This is a genomic window from Streptomyces flaveolus, from assembly GCF_014648815.1.
Taxonomy (GTDB): domain Bacteria; phylum Actinomycetota; class Actinomycetes; order Streptomycetales; family Streptomycetaceae; genus Streptomyces; species Streptomyces flaveolus.
In genome coordinates this window covers 540,722-557,610 of sequence record NZ_BMRV01000001.1, presented here as the reverse complement: position 1 = coordinate 557,610, position 16,889 = coordinate 540,722, and the positions used below count along the sequence as shown (strand labels likewise).

The window sequence follows — 16,889 nt, the reverse complement described above, 5'->3', positions numbered from 1 at the left end:
CTACAGGGTCTCGATCCAGTTGGTGAGGAGCTGGGCTCCGGCGTCGCCGGACTTCTCGGGGTGGAACTGGGTGGCCCACAGGGCGCCGTTCTCCACGGCCGCCACGAAGGGCTCGCCGTGCGTGGACCAGGTGACCTTGGGGGCGGCGATCAGCGGGTTGTGCGTTTCCAGCGACCAGTCGTGGACGGCGTAGGAGTGCACGAAGTAGAAGCGGGCGTCCGCGTCCAGGCCGGCGAAGAGCTGGGAGTCGGCCGGTGCCTCGACCGTGTTCCAGCCCATGTGGGGCACGACGTCGGCCTGGAGGGGGCCGACCGTGCCGGGCCACTCGTCCAGGCCCTCGGCCTCGACGCCGTGCTCGATGCCCCGCGCGAAGAGGATCTGCATGCCGACGCAGATGCCCATCACGGGGCGTCCGCCCGCCAGCCGGCGTTCGACGACCCAGTCGCCGCGCGCGGCCTTCAGGCCGTCCATGCAGGCGGCGAAGGCGCCGACGCCGGGGACGAGCAGCCCGTCGGCGTTCATGGCCTTGTCGTAGTCACGGGTGATCTCGACATCGGCTCCCGCGCGCGCGAGGGCACGCTCGGCGGAGCGGATGTTGCCGAAGCCGTAGTCGAAGACGACGACCCGCTTGGCGGGAGCGGTCAATTCCACACCTCCAGCCTCATGACACCCGCGACGAGACACATCGCGGCGCCGACGGACAGCAGGACGATGAGCTGCGTGGGCATCTTCTGCTTGATGAAGGAGATGATGCCGCCGACGAGGATCAGGCCGACGAAGATCAGCGCGGTCGAGGAGCCGTTCACAGCGCGCCCTTCGTGGAGGGCAGGATGCCGGCCGCGCGCGCGTCGCGCTCGGAGGCGTAGCGCAGGGCCCGGGCGAGCGCCTTGAACTGGCACTCCACGATGTGGTGCGCGTTGCGCCCGTACGGCACGTGCACGTGCAGCGCGATCTGCGCCTGCGCGACGAAGGACTCCAGGATGTGCCGGGTCATCGTGGTGTCGTACTCGCCGATCATCGGCGCCATCTTCTCGGGCTCGGTGTGCACGAGGTAGGGGCGGCCGGACAGGTCGACGGTGACCTGGGCGAGGGACTCGTCCAGGGGGACCGTGCAGTTGCCGAAGCGGTAGATGCCCACCTTGTCGCCGAGGGCCTGCTTGAAGGCGGCGCCCAGCGCGAGGGCGGTGTCCTCGATGGTGTGGTGGGAGTCGATGTGCAGGTCGCCGTCGGTCTTCACGGTCAGGTCGAACAGACCGTGCCGGCCGAGCTGGTCGAGCATGTGGTCGTAGAAACCGACGCCGGTGGCGATGTCGGTCTTGCCGGTGCCGTCGAGATCGATCTCGACGAGGACCGAGGTCTCCTTGGTGGTGCGCTCCACGCGCCCGACGCGGCTCATCCGCTCTGCTCCTGTTCCTTCTTCAGTTCGCGTACCGCAGCAAGGAACGCGTCGTTCTCCTCCGGGGTGCCGGCGGTCACCCGCAGCCATCCCGGTACGCCGTTGTCCCGGACCAGGACGCCCCGGTCGAGGATCTTCCGCCAGGTGGCGTGCGCGTCCGCGAACCGCCCGAACTGGACGAAGTTGGCGTCGGACTCGGTCACGGCGTAGCCGATCGCGCGCAGTTCGGCGACGAGCCGGTCCCGCTCGGCCTTCAGCTGCTCGACGTACTTCAGCAGCGTGTCCGTGTGCTCCAGGGCGGCCAGCGCGGTCGCCTGGGTCACGGCCGACAGGTGGTACGGCAGCCGTACCAGCTGTACGGCGTCCACGACGGCCGGGTGCGCGGCGAGGTAGCCGAGGCGCAGGCCCGCCGCGCCGAACGCCTTCGACATCGTGCGCGAGACGACGAGGTTCGGCCGTCCGTCGAGCAGCGGCAGCAGCGAGGCTCCGTGGCTGAACTCGATGTAGGCCTCGTCCACGACGACCATCGACGGCTTGGCGGCCTGGGCGGCGTCGTACAGCGCGAGGACCGTCTCGGCCGGGACCGCGTTGCCCGTGGGGTTGTTGGGGGTGGTGATGAAGACGACGTCCGGGCGGTGCTCGGCGATCGCCTTCTCGGCGGCGGGCACGTCGACGGTGAAGTCCTCGTGGCGCGGGCCGGAGATCCAGCCCGTGCCGGTGCCGCGCGAGATGAGGGCGTGCATCGAGTACGACGGCTCGAAGCCGATCGCCGTGCGGCCCGGGCCGCCGAAGGTCTGCAGCAGCTGCTGGATGACCTCGTTGGAGCCGTTGGCCGCCCAGACGTTGTTCACGTCCAGAGGATGTCCGGACGTCTTCGTCAGGTACTCGGCGAGCTGCGTGCGCAGCTCGACGGCGTCCCGGTCCGGGTAGCGGTTGAGGTCGCGGGCGGCCTCGCGGACCCGCTCGGTGATCCGCTCGACCAGCGCCTCGGGCAGCGGGTAGGGGTTCTCGTTGGTGTTCAGCCGTACCGGCACGTCGAGCTGGGGCGCGCCGTAGGGGGACTTGCCGCGCAGCTCGTCCCGTACGGGGAGATCGTCGATTCCGAACGTCACTTGCTTTCCGGGACCTTCCAGTCGAACCGGGCCTTGATCGCCGCGCCGTGCGCGGGCAGGTCCTCCGCCTCCGCCAGCGTCACCACGTGGTGCGCCACCTCGGCCAGCGCGTCCCGCGTGTAGTCGACGATGTGGATGCCGCGCAGGAAGGACTGGACCGACAGGCCCGAGGAGTGGCAGGCGCAGCCACCGGTGGGCAGGACGTGGTTGGACCCGGCCGCGTAGTCGCCGAGGGAGACGGGCGCCCAGGGGCCGACGAAGATCGCGCCGGCGTTCCTCACGCGCTCGGCGACCGCGGCGGCGTCGGCGGTCTGGATCTCCAGGTGCTCGGCGCCGTAGGCGTCGACCACGCGCAGGCCCTCGTCGATGCCGTCGACCAGCACGATCGCGGACTGGCGGCCCCCCAGCGCGGGGACGATCCGGTCGTCGATGTGCTTGGTGGCCGCGACCTGCGGCTCCAGCTCCCGCTCGACCGCGTCGGCCAGCTCCGGGGAGTCGGTGACGAGGACGGCGGCGGCCAGCGGGTCGTGCTCGGCCTGGCTGATCAGGTCGGAGGCGACGTGCACCGGGTCGGCGGTGGCGTCGGCGAGGACCGCGATCTCGGTCGGGCCGGCCTCGGCGTCGATGCCGATCTTGCCGGTGAAGTACCGCTTGGCGGCGGCGACCCAGATGTTGCCGGGGCCGGTGACCATGTCGGCGGGCGGGCAGGACTCGGTGCCGTACGCGAACATCGCGACGGCGGTGGCGCCGCCGGCCGCGTACACCTCGTCGACGCCGAGCAGGGCACAGGCGGCGAGGATCGTCGGGTGCGGGAGGCCGCCGAACTCGGCCTGCGCGGGAGAGGCGAGCGCGATCGACTCGACGCCGGCCTCCTGCGCGGGCACGACGTTCATGACCACGGACGACGGATAGACGGAGCGGCCACCGGGCGCGTACAGACCGACCCGGTCGACCGGCACCCACTTCTCGGTGACCGAGCCGCCGGGCACCACCTGGGTGGTGTGGGTCGTCCGGCGCTGCTCGCGGTGGACGAGGCGGGCACGGCGGATGGACTCCTCGAGGGCCGCGCGCACGGCCGGGTCGAGCTCTTCCAGCGCGCGCGTGAGCGCGGTGGCCGGAACACGCACCTGGTCGAGCCGGACGCCGTCGAACTGCTCGGCGAAGTCGATCAGCGCCGCGTCGCCACGATGATGCACGGCCTCGCAGATCGGACGCACCTTCTCCAGGGCGGCCGAGACGTCGAAGTCGGCTCGGGGCAGCAGGTCGCGCAGGGCGGGACCCTCGGGGAGGGCGTCGCCGCGCAGATCGATTCGGGAGATCACGGAACCAATTCTCTCAGACCCGCGTCGGAGACCGTTCGCGCGTATCAATGGCTGATACAGAACGCGACCGCTCGTCACGCCCGGCCGCGGAGCCCGGCGAATCACCCTCACGTTCAGTGTTCGGGGCATCACCCAGCGGGCATGAACGGTTGTACGAAGCGTGTGTGACTCGCGAGTAGCCGGGGAGGGGGTGAAGCGCCGTGACCGAGGGGGACGGCCGCCGTGACGGAGAGCTGCCGGACGACCTGACCGCCGCGGAGGCGGGCATGTGGCAGGCCTTCCGCAACGGCAGCGTGTACGACCTGAGCAGCGGGGACGCGCTCGTCGACGATCCGCACGGCGCGCAGCCGTGGGGGCCCGAGCGGACCGTGCGGGCCCGCATCGTGTGCTGGCTGCTGCTCGACGGCCCGCCCGCGCTCGCGGGCCGCGTGTCCTCGCTGCAGCTCGTGGGCGTGCAGATCAGCGACACGATGGATCTGGCGGGCGGCACGGTGGTGCCGTACGTCGAGCTGCGGGGCTGCCGCTTCGAGCGGGAGGTGCTGCTGCCGGAGACCCGCTTCACGACCCTGCGGCTGGTGGACTGCTCGGTGCCGCGGCTGGAGGCGGCCCGGCTGCACACCGAGGGCGATCTGCACCTGCCGCGCTGCCGGATCCCGGGCGGGATCCGGCTCACCGACGCCCAGATAGGCACCGACCTGCTGCTCAGCCAGGCGGTCGTGCACCGGGACCGCAGCGGCCGTTCCATCGCCGCGGACGGCCTGACCGTCGGCCAGGACCTGCAGGCCGAGATGCTGGAGTCGTACGGCGAGGTGAGCCTGCGCAGCGCCCAGGTCGGGGTCTCCCTGAGCCTGCGCGGCGCCCGGCTGCTCAACCCGTACACGCGGCATGCGCTGAACGCCCCCCGGCTGGCGGTGGAGCGCACCCTGTACCTGACGCCGGCGGGCCTGGGCAGCCCGATGCTGCGGGGCACCACTCCGGCGCAGGGGACGCGTATCCAGCGGTTCGAGTGCGAGGGCGGGGTGCGCCTGGACGACGGACGGTTCGGGGACGCCGTCGACTTCGAGCACGCCAGGTTCACCTTCACCGACGACCAGGAGCTGTCGCTGCGCCGGGTGCAGACGCCCGAGCTGCGGTTCCTGGGCGAGCGGCCGGCGCAGGGGCGGGTGGTGCTGTCGGGGGCGCGGGTGGTCAACCTGATGGACCGGGCGGACAGCTGGCCGGGCCCGGGCCGGCTGCAGATGGGCGGCTTCTGCTACGAGAACCTGGTGCCGCGGGGGCCGTTCCCGCTGGCGAAGCGGCTGCGGTGGGTGGGTGCCGCGACCGCCGAGTACCACCCGGAGCCGTACGAGCGCCTCGCCGCCGTGCTGCGGGCCTGCGGCGAGGACGAGGACGCCCGTGAGGTGCTGCTCGCCAAGCACCGGCGGCGCCGTGAGAGCCTGCCGCTCGCCGCGAAGCTGGTGGGGTACGCGCAGGACTGGACGGTCGCCTACGGCTACCGGCCGGGGCGGGCCGCGGTGTGGATGGCGGTGCTGTGGGCGGCGGGCTCGTTCGCCTTCTCGCGCACCGACCATCCGCCGCTCAAGAGCGGCGAGCACCCGGACTGGAACCCGGCCCTGTTCGCCCTCGACCTGCTGCTGCCGGTCATCGACCTGGGCCAGGTGGGCTTCTGGCAGCTGCGCGGCGCCTGGCAGTGGCTGGCGGCGGTGATGATCCTGCTCGGCTGGATCCTCGCCACGACGGTCGCGGCGGGCGCGACGAGACTGTTGCGCCGCAACTGACGCGGGCGGACGCCGCCCGGCACGGCCACCGGGGGCGAGGGCGGGGGCGGGCGCGCAGGACGTGCGGGACGTGCGGGAGCCGCCGGGCGTGCGGGGCAGCGCGGCACGCAAGGCGCAGACGGCGCCGAGCGCACCGACCCCGCCCCACTCCCGGCCGCCGACCGGCCGTCTGCCCCACCGCCGTCCGGAATGGTCACCCGGGGGCGACGCGGGCGTGCAGGGCAGCGCGGCACGCAGGGCGCATCGACCCCGCCCCACCCCCGGCCGCCGGCCGGCAGCCGCCGACGGCGAGGTCGCCCCACGGGGCCACCCGCACCCGCCGACGGTCCGCACGGGTGGTGCCGGGGGAACACGCAGGCCGAAGGCGAAGCCGAGGCCACCCAGCGCACAACCATCCCGCACCGTCGGCCGTCGTACTGGCCATGCTGCGCGCGTTCCTCCGTACGTCGCGGCCCGCCGCCGCACCGACCGCCGACGACGAGGCCGACGTGCTCCTCGACGCCCCCGACGACCGCCTCGCCCCCGCCCTGGTCGCCGCGGCCCACGGCGAGTACGCCCCCGCGGCCGCCCTGCTCGCCGGCACCCGGGAGAACGCCGAGTGGGAGCACCGCGACCGCTACGCCACCCGCCTGGCCGCCTTCGCCCGCTCCCGCTCCGAATGGCTTGAGCACTGGCACGCCACCGCCCCGGACGACCCCGGCGCCCTGCTGGTCCGGGCCCGGCTGGCCGTCGACCGCTGCTGGGACTCACCGGCCCGCGCCGAACTCCTGCGCGAGGTGGGCCCGGCGGTCACGGCCGCCACCGAGGCCGGCGGACCCGACCCGGTGCCGTGGCGCGTCGCGCTGGACACCGCGCGGGGCGCGCACGCGGGACACGCCGAGTTCGAGCGACTGTGGGAGCAGGCTGTCCGCCGCTCCCCGCACCACTACGGCTGCCATGTCGCCGCCCTGGAGTACCTCTCGGCCGCCTCTCCCCGCGCGCACCGCGAGTGCCTCGACTTCGCCGAGACGGCCGCGCAGGACGCCCCCGAGGACGCGCTCGTACGCGCACTGCCGATGCGGGCGGTGTTCGCCTGCCTGACCCGCGCCGGCGGCCAGGTGTCGGGCCGGGGCCCCGTGCCCGGCGTGGACCGGGCCCGGCTGGACGCGGCGGCCGACCGCGCGATCGCCCTGTCGGCCGCGTACCCGGCCGCGGACCCCTGGCCGGCCGAGCTGCGCAACCTGCTGACGTACGTCCTGGTCCGCCTGGAGCGTCCGCGGGACGCGGCGGAGCAACTGCGGCTGACCGGCCCGTACGTCACGTCCTTCCCGTGGGACCGGGACGCGGACGACCCGCTCGGCCGGTTCCTCCAGGTGCGCGGGAACGTCTTTGCGGCGGTGCGACCACGGGGCTGACGGCGGGTTCGCGCCATCCACGAAGTGGGCACGGCGGTCGCGCCCGCCCCGGCGACCATTAGGCTTCTGCGTCGTGACCACCGTCCGGCTCCCCCTCTTCCCCCTGAACTCGGTGTTGTTCCCGGGGCTGGTGCTCCCGCTGAACATTTTCGAGGAGCGCTATCGCGCCATGATGCGCGAGTTGCTGAAGACCCCCGAGGAAGAACCACGCCGGTTCGCGGTCGTGGCGATCCGCGACGGCCACGAGGTCGCCCCGAGCGCGCCCGGCATGCCCGACCCGACGGCCGTGCCCGAGCGCGGCCCCACGGCCGGGTTCGGCCCCGACCCGGCCAGGTCCTTCCACAAGGTGGCCTGCATCGCGGACGCCGCGACCATCCGGGAACGGGCCGACGGCACCTTCGAGGTGCTGGCGACCGGGACGAACCGGGTGCGCGTGCTGTCGGTGGACGCCTCGGGGCCGTTCCTGACAGCCGAACTCGAACCGCTGGCCGAGGACCTCGGAGACGAGGCGGGAGCGCTGGCCGAGGGAGTGCTGCGGTCGTTCCGGCAGTACCAGAAGCGGCTGGCGGGAGCCCGCGAGCGCTCGCTGGCGACCGGCGCGGACCTGCCGGACGAACCGGGCGTGGTCTCCTACCTGGTCGCCGCCGCGATGATGCTGGACACACCGACCAAGCAGCGCCTGCTCCAGGCGCCGGACACCGCGTCCCGGCTGCGCGACGAGCTGAAACTCCTTCGCACCGAGACCGCGATCATCCGTACGCTGCCGTCCCTGCCGGCGTCCGACCTGACGCGCGGCCCGACGAGTTTCAACTGAGGTACTGGCCCGGATGGCGAAGAAGCCGAAGAAGCAGCAGCAGTCGGGCGGAACGCCCGCGACGGTGGCCCTCACGGCGGCCGGGGTGACGTACACGGTCCACGCCTACGACCACGACCCGGCCCACCCGTCCTACGGCGAGGAGGCGGCCGAGGCGATGGGGGTGTCGCCGGAGCGCGTCTTCAAGACGCTGGTGGCGGACGTCGACGGCGCGCTGACGGTCGCGGTGGTCCCGGTGGCGGGCCAGCTGGACCTGAAGGCGCTGGCGTCCGCGGTCGGCGGCAAGCGGGCGGCGATGGCCGACCCGGCCCTGGCGGAGCGCACCACGGGTTACGTGCGGGGCGGCATCTCGCCTCTCGGCCAGCGCAAGCGGCTCCCGACGGTCCTGGACGCGTCGGCGTCCGGCCACGCCACGATCTGCGTGTCGGCGGGCCGCCGCGGCCTGGAGGTCGAGCTGTCCCCCGACGACCTGGCGAAACTGACATCCGCAACCCTCGCCCCCATCGGCCGCACCTGACCTCCGACGGGACGCCCACCTCGCGCGGACCGGACACGACGGCCGCCCCACGCTGACCGGACACGATCCTGTCCCGCGCCATCGGACACCACAGGCGCCTCGCGCCTGACGCCGTCCCTGCGGCATGCGCCATGCGGCACCCCAGCCGCCCCGCGCCGGCCGCGCGCGATGTCTGTCCAGCACCGACCGGGCCACCGTGTCCATCCCGCGCCATCAGGCACCACAGCCGTCCCGCCCGACCGGACACGACGCCCGCGCCATCAGGCACCCCGGCCGCCCCGCGCCTGGCGCCGGCCCCTCGCGTGCGGCACGCGGCACCACAGCCGCCCCGCGCCGGCCGGCGACGACAGCCGTCCGCGCCGACCGGACACACAGGCCGTCCGCGCCGGGCCGGGCCCCTCGGCCGGCGCACGGCCCGGCGGAGCGGGATCTGCGCGGCTTCCCGCCGCGGCCTAAGCGGACTTCCCGCCGTAGGGCCCCTGCGGGTGGTACGGCTGGTGCCCGGCGTACGGGTCCGGCTCCGGGTCCCGGGGGCCGAACAGGCCCGTCAGCCCCAGGTGCACCACCAGCGCGGCGAACGGCCAGGCCAGCCAGGCCCCCTTCGCGCCCAGCTTCAGCGGCGCGGAGAACGTCGTCCCCTTGCCCACCTCCCGCGCGTGGGCGATCACGTCCTGGCCGGGCCCCAGCCACACCCCGACCCGCCACGCGAGCAGCGACCCGAGGAAGGCGCCGACGCCCAGCGCCACCACCAGCGGCACACCCCCGCGCCGCCGCAGCAGGAAGACGACCAGCGCGCTGAGCACCCCGAACCCGAGCGCGAGCAGCGTGAACGTGCCGTCGACCCCGACGGCCTGCTCCCCCTCGGAGTCCTTCAGGTAGACCACCCAGCTGCCGTCCACGACGTCACCGACGAGCGGCACGCTCGGCGCCAGCCACCACCACAGCACGCCCAGCAGGGCGCCGGAGAGGGCCACCGCCACCAGGGTCACGGCGGCCTGCCGCGCTTCGGTCAGCATCCCGGGGCCGTCCTGTTCGCCGTGGTGGTCGTACGCGGTGCCCACCGCATGCGCGCCCACGGGCGGCGGCACCGGCCCGTCGTGGGACGACGAGTGATCGTTCGGCGGCGGAGGGGGAGTCAGAGGTGCGGTCACCCCGCCATCGTGCCAAACCCGCCTGTGCCGCGCGTCACCGGACGGCGGCCCGGCGGTACGCCCAGGTGGCGACGGCCAGGGAGATCACGCCGACCGCCGCGCACACGGCGAGGTCGCCGAGGACGAAGGCCCAGTCCGGCCTTGTTCCGAAGGTGCGCGCGAAGGCCTCCACGCCGTACGTCGAGGGCAGCAGGTCGCGGGCCAGCCGTACCGCCTCCGGCATCCGCTCGGCGGGCAGCACGCCCAGCAGCAGCGCCGCCGACATGCCCAGCTGGCCCAGCAGGGTGGCGAGCTCCGGCCGGGGCGCGAGCAGGCCCAGTGCCGCGCCCAGTCCGGCCAGCGCGGCGCCGGCCAGCGGGATCACGGCCACCAGCACCCACAGATGCGTCATCGGCAGCCCGAAGAGCAGGCATCCGACGACCGCCGTCACCACGGTCCCCGGCACGGTGAAGGACGCGTACGCGCCCGCCGCGCCCAGCACCACCGCGGCCGGCGGCACCGGCAGCGTCGCGTAGTGGTCGAGGCCGCCGCTCGCGCGCAGCTGGCCGAAGTACTGGGCGAGGAGGTTCAGCGCGACGAAGGCCACGACGAGCACCGCCGACCCGGCGACCACGGCCTGCGCCTCGCCGCCGCCGTCCACGACGCCGCGCATCAGGATCATGATGCCGATCGACTGGAAGGTCGCCACGAACAGCAGCGGGATGCGCGCGACCCGCGCCCGGGACAGCTGCGCCCGGTACACGGCCGCCAGGGAGGGCCACAGCCGCGCCCGGGGCCCGAGTGCGGCCGGGGCGCGCCGCTCCTCGGCGGCCAGGGCACCGTCGGGCAGGACTTCGGCGGGTACGACACTCACGTCGTGCTGCTCCCCTTCACCACTCGTCGCTGAGCCAGTCTGCACTTACCGGGTCCTCACGCAGGCGCTCGCCCCGTCCGGTACGGACGCGGCGCCGCGCGTTCTCACCGCTCGCGCGCTCACGTCCTGACCAGCCCCTGCCGCGCGGCACCGCCCAGCGCCAGGTACACGTCCTCCAGGCTGGGCGTGGCCAGGGTGAAGTCGTCCAGCGCGGCGAACGCGGCCCCGCCGGTGACGGTGGCCACGACCGTGCGGGCCTCCTCCGGGGCGAGCCGCAGCGTCCAGCGGCGTCCCGACTCGGCGGCGCGGTCGCGCAGCGCGGCGACCTCGGGCACGCCCAGCGGGGCGCTCTCGCGCCACACCAGGTCGACACGGACCTCGCCGGCGACCTGCTCCTTGAGACCGGCCGGGGTGTCGCAGGCGATCACGCGGCCACGGTCGAGGACAGCGACCCGGTCGAGGACGGTCTCGGCCTCGATGACGTTGTGGGTGACGAGCAGCACGGTCGTACCGCGCTCGGCACGCCGGCGGTCGACGGCGGCCCAGACGGCGCGCCGTGCCACCGGGTCCATGCCGGTGGTCGGCTCGTCCAGGACGAGCAGTGGGCGCTCCCCCACCAGCGCGGCGGCGAAGCAGGCCAGGCGCCGCTGTCCGCCGGAGAGCTTCTTGAGCGGGCGCGAGGCGATGGGGGTCAGGCCCAGTTCGTCGAGGACGGCGTCCCGCTCGGCGCGTGCGTCGGCGGCGTCCAGGCCGCGCAGCCGCCCGGTGGTCTCGGCGGCGAGCGACACGGTGAGCTCGTCCAGGGCGCTGGATTCCTGACCGAGGTAGGCGAGGATCCGCGCGGCCCGCTCGGGGTGGCGCACGATGTCGTGGCCGAGGATCTCCACGCTGCCGCTGTCGGGCCGCATCAGGCCGGTCAGCTGGCGGACGAGGGTGGACTTTCCCGCGCCGTTCGGCCCGAGCAGTCCGAAGATCTCACCGCGGCGGATCTCCAGCGTCACGTCGTCGGTGGCGCGGACCTCGGGGGCGGCGGGAACGCCGCGCCGGCCGCGTACCGCCGCATAGCTCTTGATCAGTCCGCGCACCACGCACACGGCATCGCCACCGGGTCGAAGTACCTGGGTCGCGCGCGTATTCACAAGGGACGAGAGTACGTGGTCGTGAACCCCGCCTCGCCCCGGGGTCCGCCCATAAGCATCAATTCGGCCAGGGCGTCACTCCCCGGCGGGGGCGCGCTCGGTGGCGGTCCGCACGTCGATCTCCCGCCAGAACCCGGCCCTGATCGCGTACCGGTCGTGCTCGTCGATCTGGTCGTCCTTGTGGGCGAGCAGTCCGAAGCGGGCGGCGTACCGCAGCAGCTCGCCGTCGACCCGGTGCGGGATGCGGGGGTACATGCCGGACAGTTTCTGCAGGTGGCCCTGGTCGCCGAGGCGCTCCACCCAGCGGCGGGCGAAGACCTGCCCCACCTCGTACGGGTCGCCGCCGACCGTGGTGATGTCCTCCTCGCGGTCCGCCCAGCGCTGCTCGGCCGTGGTGAGCTGGGCCAGGGTCGGCAGGGCGACGGCCTCGGCCGGCTCGGCGGCGGGCCGGTCGACCCAGCCCTTGTCGGAGGACCAGCGCAGGGTGGCGGTCGGCGGGGGCCCGGCAGGCTGGGCGCCGGACGGGGCGCCGGGGGCGCGCAGCGAGGCCAGGTCCTTGGGGGTGGGGACGCCCCTGGCGGGCGCCGCGCGCTCCTCACTGCCGTTGCGTGCGGCGGTGTCCGCCGCGGGGTGCGCGGGTTCCCGGGCGGGCCGTTCGGCCGCGGCGGACAGGGCGGACTCGGGCAGCGGCGCGGACAGGATCGCGGCGATCTCGGGCCGGGGCACCGGAGGCGGGGCGCAGATGCCGCCGACCTCCTTGGCGCGCACCGCCTTGGTGATCCAGGCGCGGTCCAGCACGCGGCGCTCGTCGGCCTCGGCGACCAGGTCCTCGGACTGGTTGTAGTCGCCGTCGGCGGCCTGCACGGCCCACAGGTGGACGGCGACGCCGTGTTCCTTGGCGGCCATCATGCCGGGCAGCAGGTCGCCGTCGCCGGTCACCAGGACGACGTCGGAACAGGCCCGGTTGCGGGCCAGCTCGGTCAGCTCGGCGTGCATGGCCGCGTCCACGCCCTTCTGCGCCCAGCGGCCGTCACTGCGCGTGAGGGCGCCCAGCCGGACGGTGACCCGGGGCATCACGCGCAGCCGGCGGTGCTCGGGCTGCGGGACGCGGTCGGGGGCGCCGTCGAACCAGTAGATGCGCAGCAGGGGCTGCTGCGTGTCGGACTCGGCGCGATCGCGCAATCCCTGAATGAGGGCGGCGTGATCGACGGTGATGCGCGAGCGCGAGGGCTCCCCGGCGAGGAGACTGGCGGCCGCCCCCAGCAGGTACCCGGCGTCCACCAGGACGATGCAGCGGTCCACGCGATCCACCCTCTTTCCGGGAGGTTTGCTTCGGGCTTCCTTCGAGTCTGCCCGACGGCGCGGAGGTTAACGGCCCGAACTCGATCTTCGGCGTGGCGTTTCGGCGGCCCGCGGCCCGATGAGCCGTGTCACGCACGGTAATTACCCGATATGCGTTCTTTTTCAGTCTATGTGAATCTGAGGCGGTACCTGGCCCGACAGATCCCCCTCAGGAGGTAGATCACCATGGCCAAGAACAAGAACAACCGTGACCGTAAGCAGTCCCAGTCCGCCCGTGCCCCGCAGGCCGCCGAGTCGGCCGTGCTGGACCGCGAGGAGCAGCACGCCCCGCCGCTGTCGCCCGGCGACGCGGCCTCCCGCAAGCGGCAGAAGCGCTTCGGCCACAACTGACGTCCGGTGCACGGGCCCTCGCGCCCGCCGTGACACGAAGGGGCGCACCCGATGCCGGGTGCGCCCCTTCGCCGCTTCGGTCGTCAGCCCGCCAGGCAGGACGGGCCGAGCAGCACCTTCAGGTCGCCGAACAGTGCCGGATCGGGCTTCACCCGGTGCCGGTCCAGGCGCAGCACCGTCGTCTTCGTCGGCCCCTGGAGCTTGATCCGCACCTCGCTGTCGCCCCGGTGGTGGGTGAGGATCTCGCCGAGGCGGCTGACCATCGGCGGAGTGACCCGGGTCGCCGGGATGGTGAGGACCACGGGCGCGTTGGCGCCCGCGTTGGACAGGTCGGGGATCATCAGCTCCATCGCGACCAGCCGCGGCACGTCCTCCCGCTTGTCGAGGCGTCCCTTGACGAACACCACGGCGTCCTCGACGAGTTGGGTGGACACCAGCTGGTAGGTCGCGGGGAAGAACATGCACTCGATGGAGCCGGCCAGGTCCTCGACGGTGGCGATGGCCCAGGCGTTGCCCTGCTTGGTCATCTTGCGCTGGAGGCCCGAGATGATGCCGCCGATGGTGACGACCGCGCCGTCGCCGAAGTCACCGCCGGTGAGCTGGGAGATGCCCGCGTCGGCCTTGTCGGACAGCACGTGCTCCAGGCCGAAGAGCGGGTGGTCGGAGACGTACAGACCGAGCATCTCCCGCTCCTGCGCGAGCAGATAGGTCTTGTCCCACTCCTCGTCGCTGAAGGTGACGTCGAGTCCGAACCCGGGCTCGTCGTTCTGCTCCTCGCCCATGCCGCCGAACAGGTCGAACTGCCCCTCGGCCTCCTTGCGCTTGACCGCGACCACGTTGTCGATCATCGGTTCGTACTGCGCGGTGAGGCCCTTGCGGGTGTGGCCCATCTCGTCGAACGCGCCGGCCTTGATCAGCGACTCCGTCGTCCGCTTGTTGCAGACGACCGCCTCCACCTTGTCCAGGTAGTCGGGGAAGGAGGTGTACTTCCCCTTGGCCTTGCGGCACCTGATGATCGAGTCGACCACGTTGGTGCCCACGTTACGGACGGCGGAGAGGCCGAAGAGGATCACGTCGTCGCCCTGTGCGGCGAAGTTCGACATGGACTCGTTGACGTTGGGCGGGAGCACCTTGATGCCCATGCGGCGGCACTCGTTGAGGTAGACCGCCGACTTGTCCTTGTCGTCCTTGACCGAGGTGAGCAGCGCGGCCATGTACTCGGCGGGGTAGTTGGCCTTGAGGTACGCCGTCCAGTACGAGACCAGGCCGTACGCGGCCGAGTGCGCCTTGTTGAAGGCGTATCCGGCGAACGGGACCAGCACGTCCCACAGCGCCTGGATGGCCTCGTCGCTGTAGCCCTTCTTGCGGGCGCCGGCCTGGAAGAGGACGAAGTTCTTCGCCAGTTCCTCGGGCTTCTTCTTGCCCATCACGCGGCGCAGGATGTCGGCCTCGCCGAGCGAGTAGCCCGCGATGATCTGGGCGGCCTTCTGCACCTGCTCCTGGTAGACGATCAGGCCGTAGGTGACCGCCAGGACCTCCTGGAGGGGTTCCTCCAGCTCCTTGTGGATCGGGGTGATCTCCTGGAGGCCGTTCTTGCGCAGCGCGTAGTTGGTGTGCGAGTCCATGCCCATGGGGCCGGGACGGTAGAGCGCGGAGACGGCGGAGATGTCCTCGAAGTTGTCGGGCTTCATCAGCCGCAGCAGCGAGCGCATCGGGCCGCCGTCGAACTGGAAGACGCCGAGCGTGTCACCGCGCTGGAGCAGCTCGAAGGTCGTGGGGTCGTCCAGCGGCAGCGACAGGAGGTCGAGGTCGACACCCTTGTTGGACTTCACCATCTTGACGGCGTCGTCCATGATCGTGAGGTTGCGCAGGCCGAGGAAGTCCATCTTCAGCAGGCCGAGCGACTCGCACTGCGGGTAGTCCCACTGCGTGATGGTCACGCCGTCGGTGTGCCGCACCCAGATCGGGGCGTGGTCGACGATGGGCTCGCTGGACATGATCACACCGGCGGCGTGCACGCCCATCTGCCGGACCAGGCCCTCGACGCCCTTGGCGGTGTCGATGACCTTCTTCACGTCCGGCTCGTTCTCGTACATCGAGCGGATCTCGCCGGCTTCGCTGTACCGCGGGTGCGTCGGGTCGGTGATGCCGTTGAGGTCGATGCCCTTGCCGAGGACGTCGGCGGGCATGGCCTTGGTGAGCCGGTCGCCCATCGCGTACGGGTACCCCAGCACGCGCGCGGAGTCCTTGATGGCGTTCTTCGCCTTGATCTTGCCGTACGTGCCGATCATGGCGACCTTGTCGGCGCCGTACTTCTCCGTCACGTACCTGATCACCTCGACGCGCCGGCGCTCGTCGAAGTCGATGTCGACGTCGGGCATGGAGACGCGCTCGGGGTTGAGGAACCGCTCGAAGATCAGGCCGTGCGGGATGGGGTCGAGGTCGGTGATGCCCATCGCGTACGCCACGATCGAACCGGCCGCGGAGCCTCGGCCGGGGCCGACGGCGATGCCCTGGTTCTTGGCCCACATGATGAAGTCGGCGACCACGAGGAAGTAGCCGGGGAACCCCATCTGGATGATGACGTCCATCTCGTATTCGGCCTGCTTCTGGCGGTCCTCGGGGACGCCGCCGGGGAAGCGGCGCTCCATGCCCCGGCGGACCTCCTCCTGGAACCAGGTGATCTCCGTGTAGCCCTCGGGGATGTCGAACTTCGGCATGAGGTCGCGCTTCTCGAACATGCCGTCGGTGTCGACCATCTCCGCGACCAGCAGGGTGTTGGCGCAGCCCTCCTGCCAGGCGTCCGAGGAGTCGATGGCGTACATCTCGTCCGTGGACTTCAGGTAGTAGCCGGTGCCGTCGAAGCGGAAGCGGTCCGGGTCGGAGAGGTTCTTGCCCGTCTGGATGCACAGCAGGGCGTCGTGGGCGGTCGCCTCGTGCGCGTAGGTGTAGTGCGAGTCGTTCGTCACCAGCGGCGGGATGCCGAGCTTCTTCCCGATCTCCAGCAGGCCGTCGCGGACCCGGTGCTCGATCTCGATGCCGTGGTCCATCAGCTCCAGGAAGTAGCGGTCCTTGCCGAAGATGTCCTGGTAGTCGGCGGCGGCCTTGAGGGCCTCGTCGAAGTGGCCGAGGCGCAGCCGGGTCTGCACCTCGCCGGAGGGGCAGCCGGTGGAGGCGACGATCCCCTCGGACCACTGGGAGATGGTCTCCTTGTCCATCCGGGGCCACTTCTGCAGCCAGCCCTCGGCGTACGCGTCGGAGGAGAGGCGGAAGAGGTTGTGCAGCCCCGTCTTGTTGGTCGCCCACATCGTCTTGTGGGTGTAACCGCCCGAGCCGGAGACGTCGTCCCGCTTCTGATGCGGCTGGCCCCACTGGATCTTGCGCTTGTTGCGGCGCGACTCGGGAGCGACATACGCCTCGATGCCGATGATCGGGGTGATTCCGGCCTTCTTCGCGGAGTGGAAGAAGTCGTACGCCCCGTGCAGGTTGCCGTGGTCGGACATGGCGATGTGCGTCATGCCCATCTCGTTGCACGCCTCGAACATGTCCTTCAGCCGCGCGGCACCGTCCAGCAGCGAGTACTGGGTGTGGACGTGCAGGTGCGTGAACGGCGGCTTGGACACGTGCGGCCTCCTGGGAAAACTTGGGGCGACGGGCTGCGGTCAGTCCGGGGGGTCAGCGTCGAAGTCTATGCCCCGGGACTGACACTCCGGGGCCCCGC

General features: G+C 72.4%; 15 protein-coding genes. 5 read left to right on the top strand and 10 right to left on the bottom strand.

Annotation, left to right across the window (positions count from 1 at the left end; all coding sequences use genetic code 11):
• From hisH to hisD, 5 genes are read right to left on the bottom strand one after another with little or no spacing between them, the layout of a single operon-like run.
• Entirely contained in the window at window positions 1-645 is a 645-nt protein-coding gene (gene hisH / locus IEZ05_RS02515; protein ID WP_189228285.1) for an imidazole glycerol phosphate synthase subunit HisH, read from the bottom strand.
• A complete protein-coding gene (locus IEZ05_RS02510; RefSeq protein ID WP_189228284.1) occupies window positions 642-806 on the bottom strand; it encodes a hypothetical protein in 165 nt (54 codons plus the stop codon). The genes hisH and IEZ05_RS02510 overlap by 4 nt, the downstream gene beginning before the upstream one ends.
• On the bottom strand, window positions 803-1,396 hold the full coding sequence (gene hisB, locus IEZ05_RS02505; protein ID WP_189228283.1) for an imidazoleglycerol-phosphate dehydratase HisB: 594 nt from the start codon (window positions 1,394-1,396) through the stop codon (window positions 803-805). The genes IEZ05_RS02510 and hisB overlap by 4 nt, the downstream gene beginning before the upstream one ends.
• Window positions 1,393-2,508: a histidinol-phosphate transaminase gene (locus tag IEZ05_RS02500; protein ID WP_189228282.1), complete on the bottom strand. Its 1,116-nt coding sequence runs from the start codon at window positions 2,506-2,508 to the stop codon at window positions 1,393-1,395. Before IEZ05_RS02500 ends, hisB begins: the two co-directional genes overlap by 4 nt.
• Window positions 2,505-3,830 carry a histidinol dehydrogenase gene (gene hisD / locus IEZ05_RS02495; RefSeq protein ID WP_189228281.1) on the bottom strand — a complete coding sequence of 442 codons (1,326 nt, stop codon included), beginning with the start codon at window positions 3,828-3,830 and terminating at the stop codon, window positions 2,505-2,507. Before hisD ends, IEZ05_RS02500 begins: the two co-directional genes overlap by 4 nt.
• Window positions 3,831-4,030: 200 nt before the next feature.
• On the opposite strand from hisD, the gene IEZ05_RS02490 reads away from it, so the two are divergent.
• The 4 genes from IEZ05_RS02490 to ybaK all read left to right on the top strand — a co-directional run bounded on the left by IEZ05_RS02490 (window position 4,031) and on the right by ybaK (window position 8,333).
• Window positions 4,031-5,608, top strand: coding sequence for an oxidoreductase (locus tag IEZ05_RS02490; RefSeq protein WP_189228280.1), 1,578 nt, complete (start codon window positions 4,031-4,033; stop codon window positions 5,606-5,608).
• Window positions 5,609-6,030: 422 nt separating this feature from the next.
• Window positions 6,031-7,002 carry a hypothetical protein gene (locus IEZ05_RS02485; RefSeq protein ID WP_189228279.1) on the top strand — a complete coding sequence of 324 codons (972 nt, stop codon included), beginning with the start codon at window positions 6,031-6,033 and terminating at the stop codon, window positions 7,000-7,002.
• A gap of 73 nt (window positions 7,003-7,075) precedes the next feature.
• A complete protein-coding gene (locus IEZ05_RS02480) occupies window positions 7,076-7,816 on the top strand; it encodes an LON peptidase substrate-binding domain-containing protein (protein WP_189228278.1) in 741 nt (246 codons plus the stop codon).
• A 13-nt stretch (window positions 7,817-7,829) separates the two neighbouring features.
• Entirely contained in the window at window positions 7,830-8,333 is a 504-nt protein-coding gene (gene ybaK, locus IEZ05_RS02475; protein ID WP_189228277.1) for a Cys-tRNA(Pro) deacylase, read from the top strand.
• A gap of 452 nt (window positions 8,334-8,785) precedes the next feature.
• On the opposite strand, the gene IEZ05_RS02470 is transcribed toward ybaK, so the two are convergent.
• From IEZ05_RS02470 to IEZ05_RS02455, 4 genes are all read right to left on the bottom strand, one after another.
• Entirely contained in the window at window positions 8,786-9,484 is a 699-nt protein-coding gene (locus IEZ05_RS02470) for an AAA family ATPase (RefSeq protein ID WP_189228276.1), read from the bottom strand.
• A gap of 34 nt (window positions 9,485-9,518) precedes the next feature.
• Entirely contained in the window at window positions 9,519-10,337 is an 819-nt protein-coding gene (locus tag IEZ05_RS02465) for an ABC transporter permease (RefSeq protein ID WP_189228275.1), read from the bottom strand.
• Between the two features lie 119 nt (window positions 10,338-10,456).
• Window positions 10,457-11,431, bottom strand: coding sequence for an ABC transporter ATP-binding protein (locus IEZ05_RS02460; RefSeq protein WP_189228555.1), 975 nt, complete (start codon window positions 11,429-11,431; stop codon window positions 10,457-10,459).
• Between the two features lie 120 nt (window positions 11,432-11,551).
• Entirely contained in the window at window positions 11,552-12,778 is a 1,227-nt protein-coding gene (locus tag IEZ05_RS02455) for an NYN domain-containing protein (RefSeq protein WP_189228274.1), read from the bottom strand.
• A gap of 225 nt (window positions 12,779-13,003) precedes the next feature.
• On the opposite strand from IEZ05_RS02455, the gene IEZ05_RS02450 reads away from it, so the two are divergent.
• A complete protein-coding gene (locus IEZ05_RS02450; protein WP_189228273.1) occupies window positions 13,004-13,168 on the top strand; it encodes a hypothetical protein in 165 nt (54 codons plus the stop codon).
• 83 nt (window positions 13,169-13,251) lie between these two features.
• On the opposite strand, the gene dnaE is transcribed toward IEZ05_RS02450, so the two are convergent.
• The gene (dnaE, locus tag IEZ05_RS02445; RefSeq protein ID WP_189228272.1) at window positions 13,252-16,791 is read right to left on the bottom strand and encodes a DNA polymerase III subunit alpha; all 3,540 of its coding nucleotides are present in this window, start codon (window positions 16,789-16,791) and stop codon (window positions 13,252-13,254) included.
• Between the last annotated feature and the right edge of the window lie 98 nt (window positions 16,792-16,889).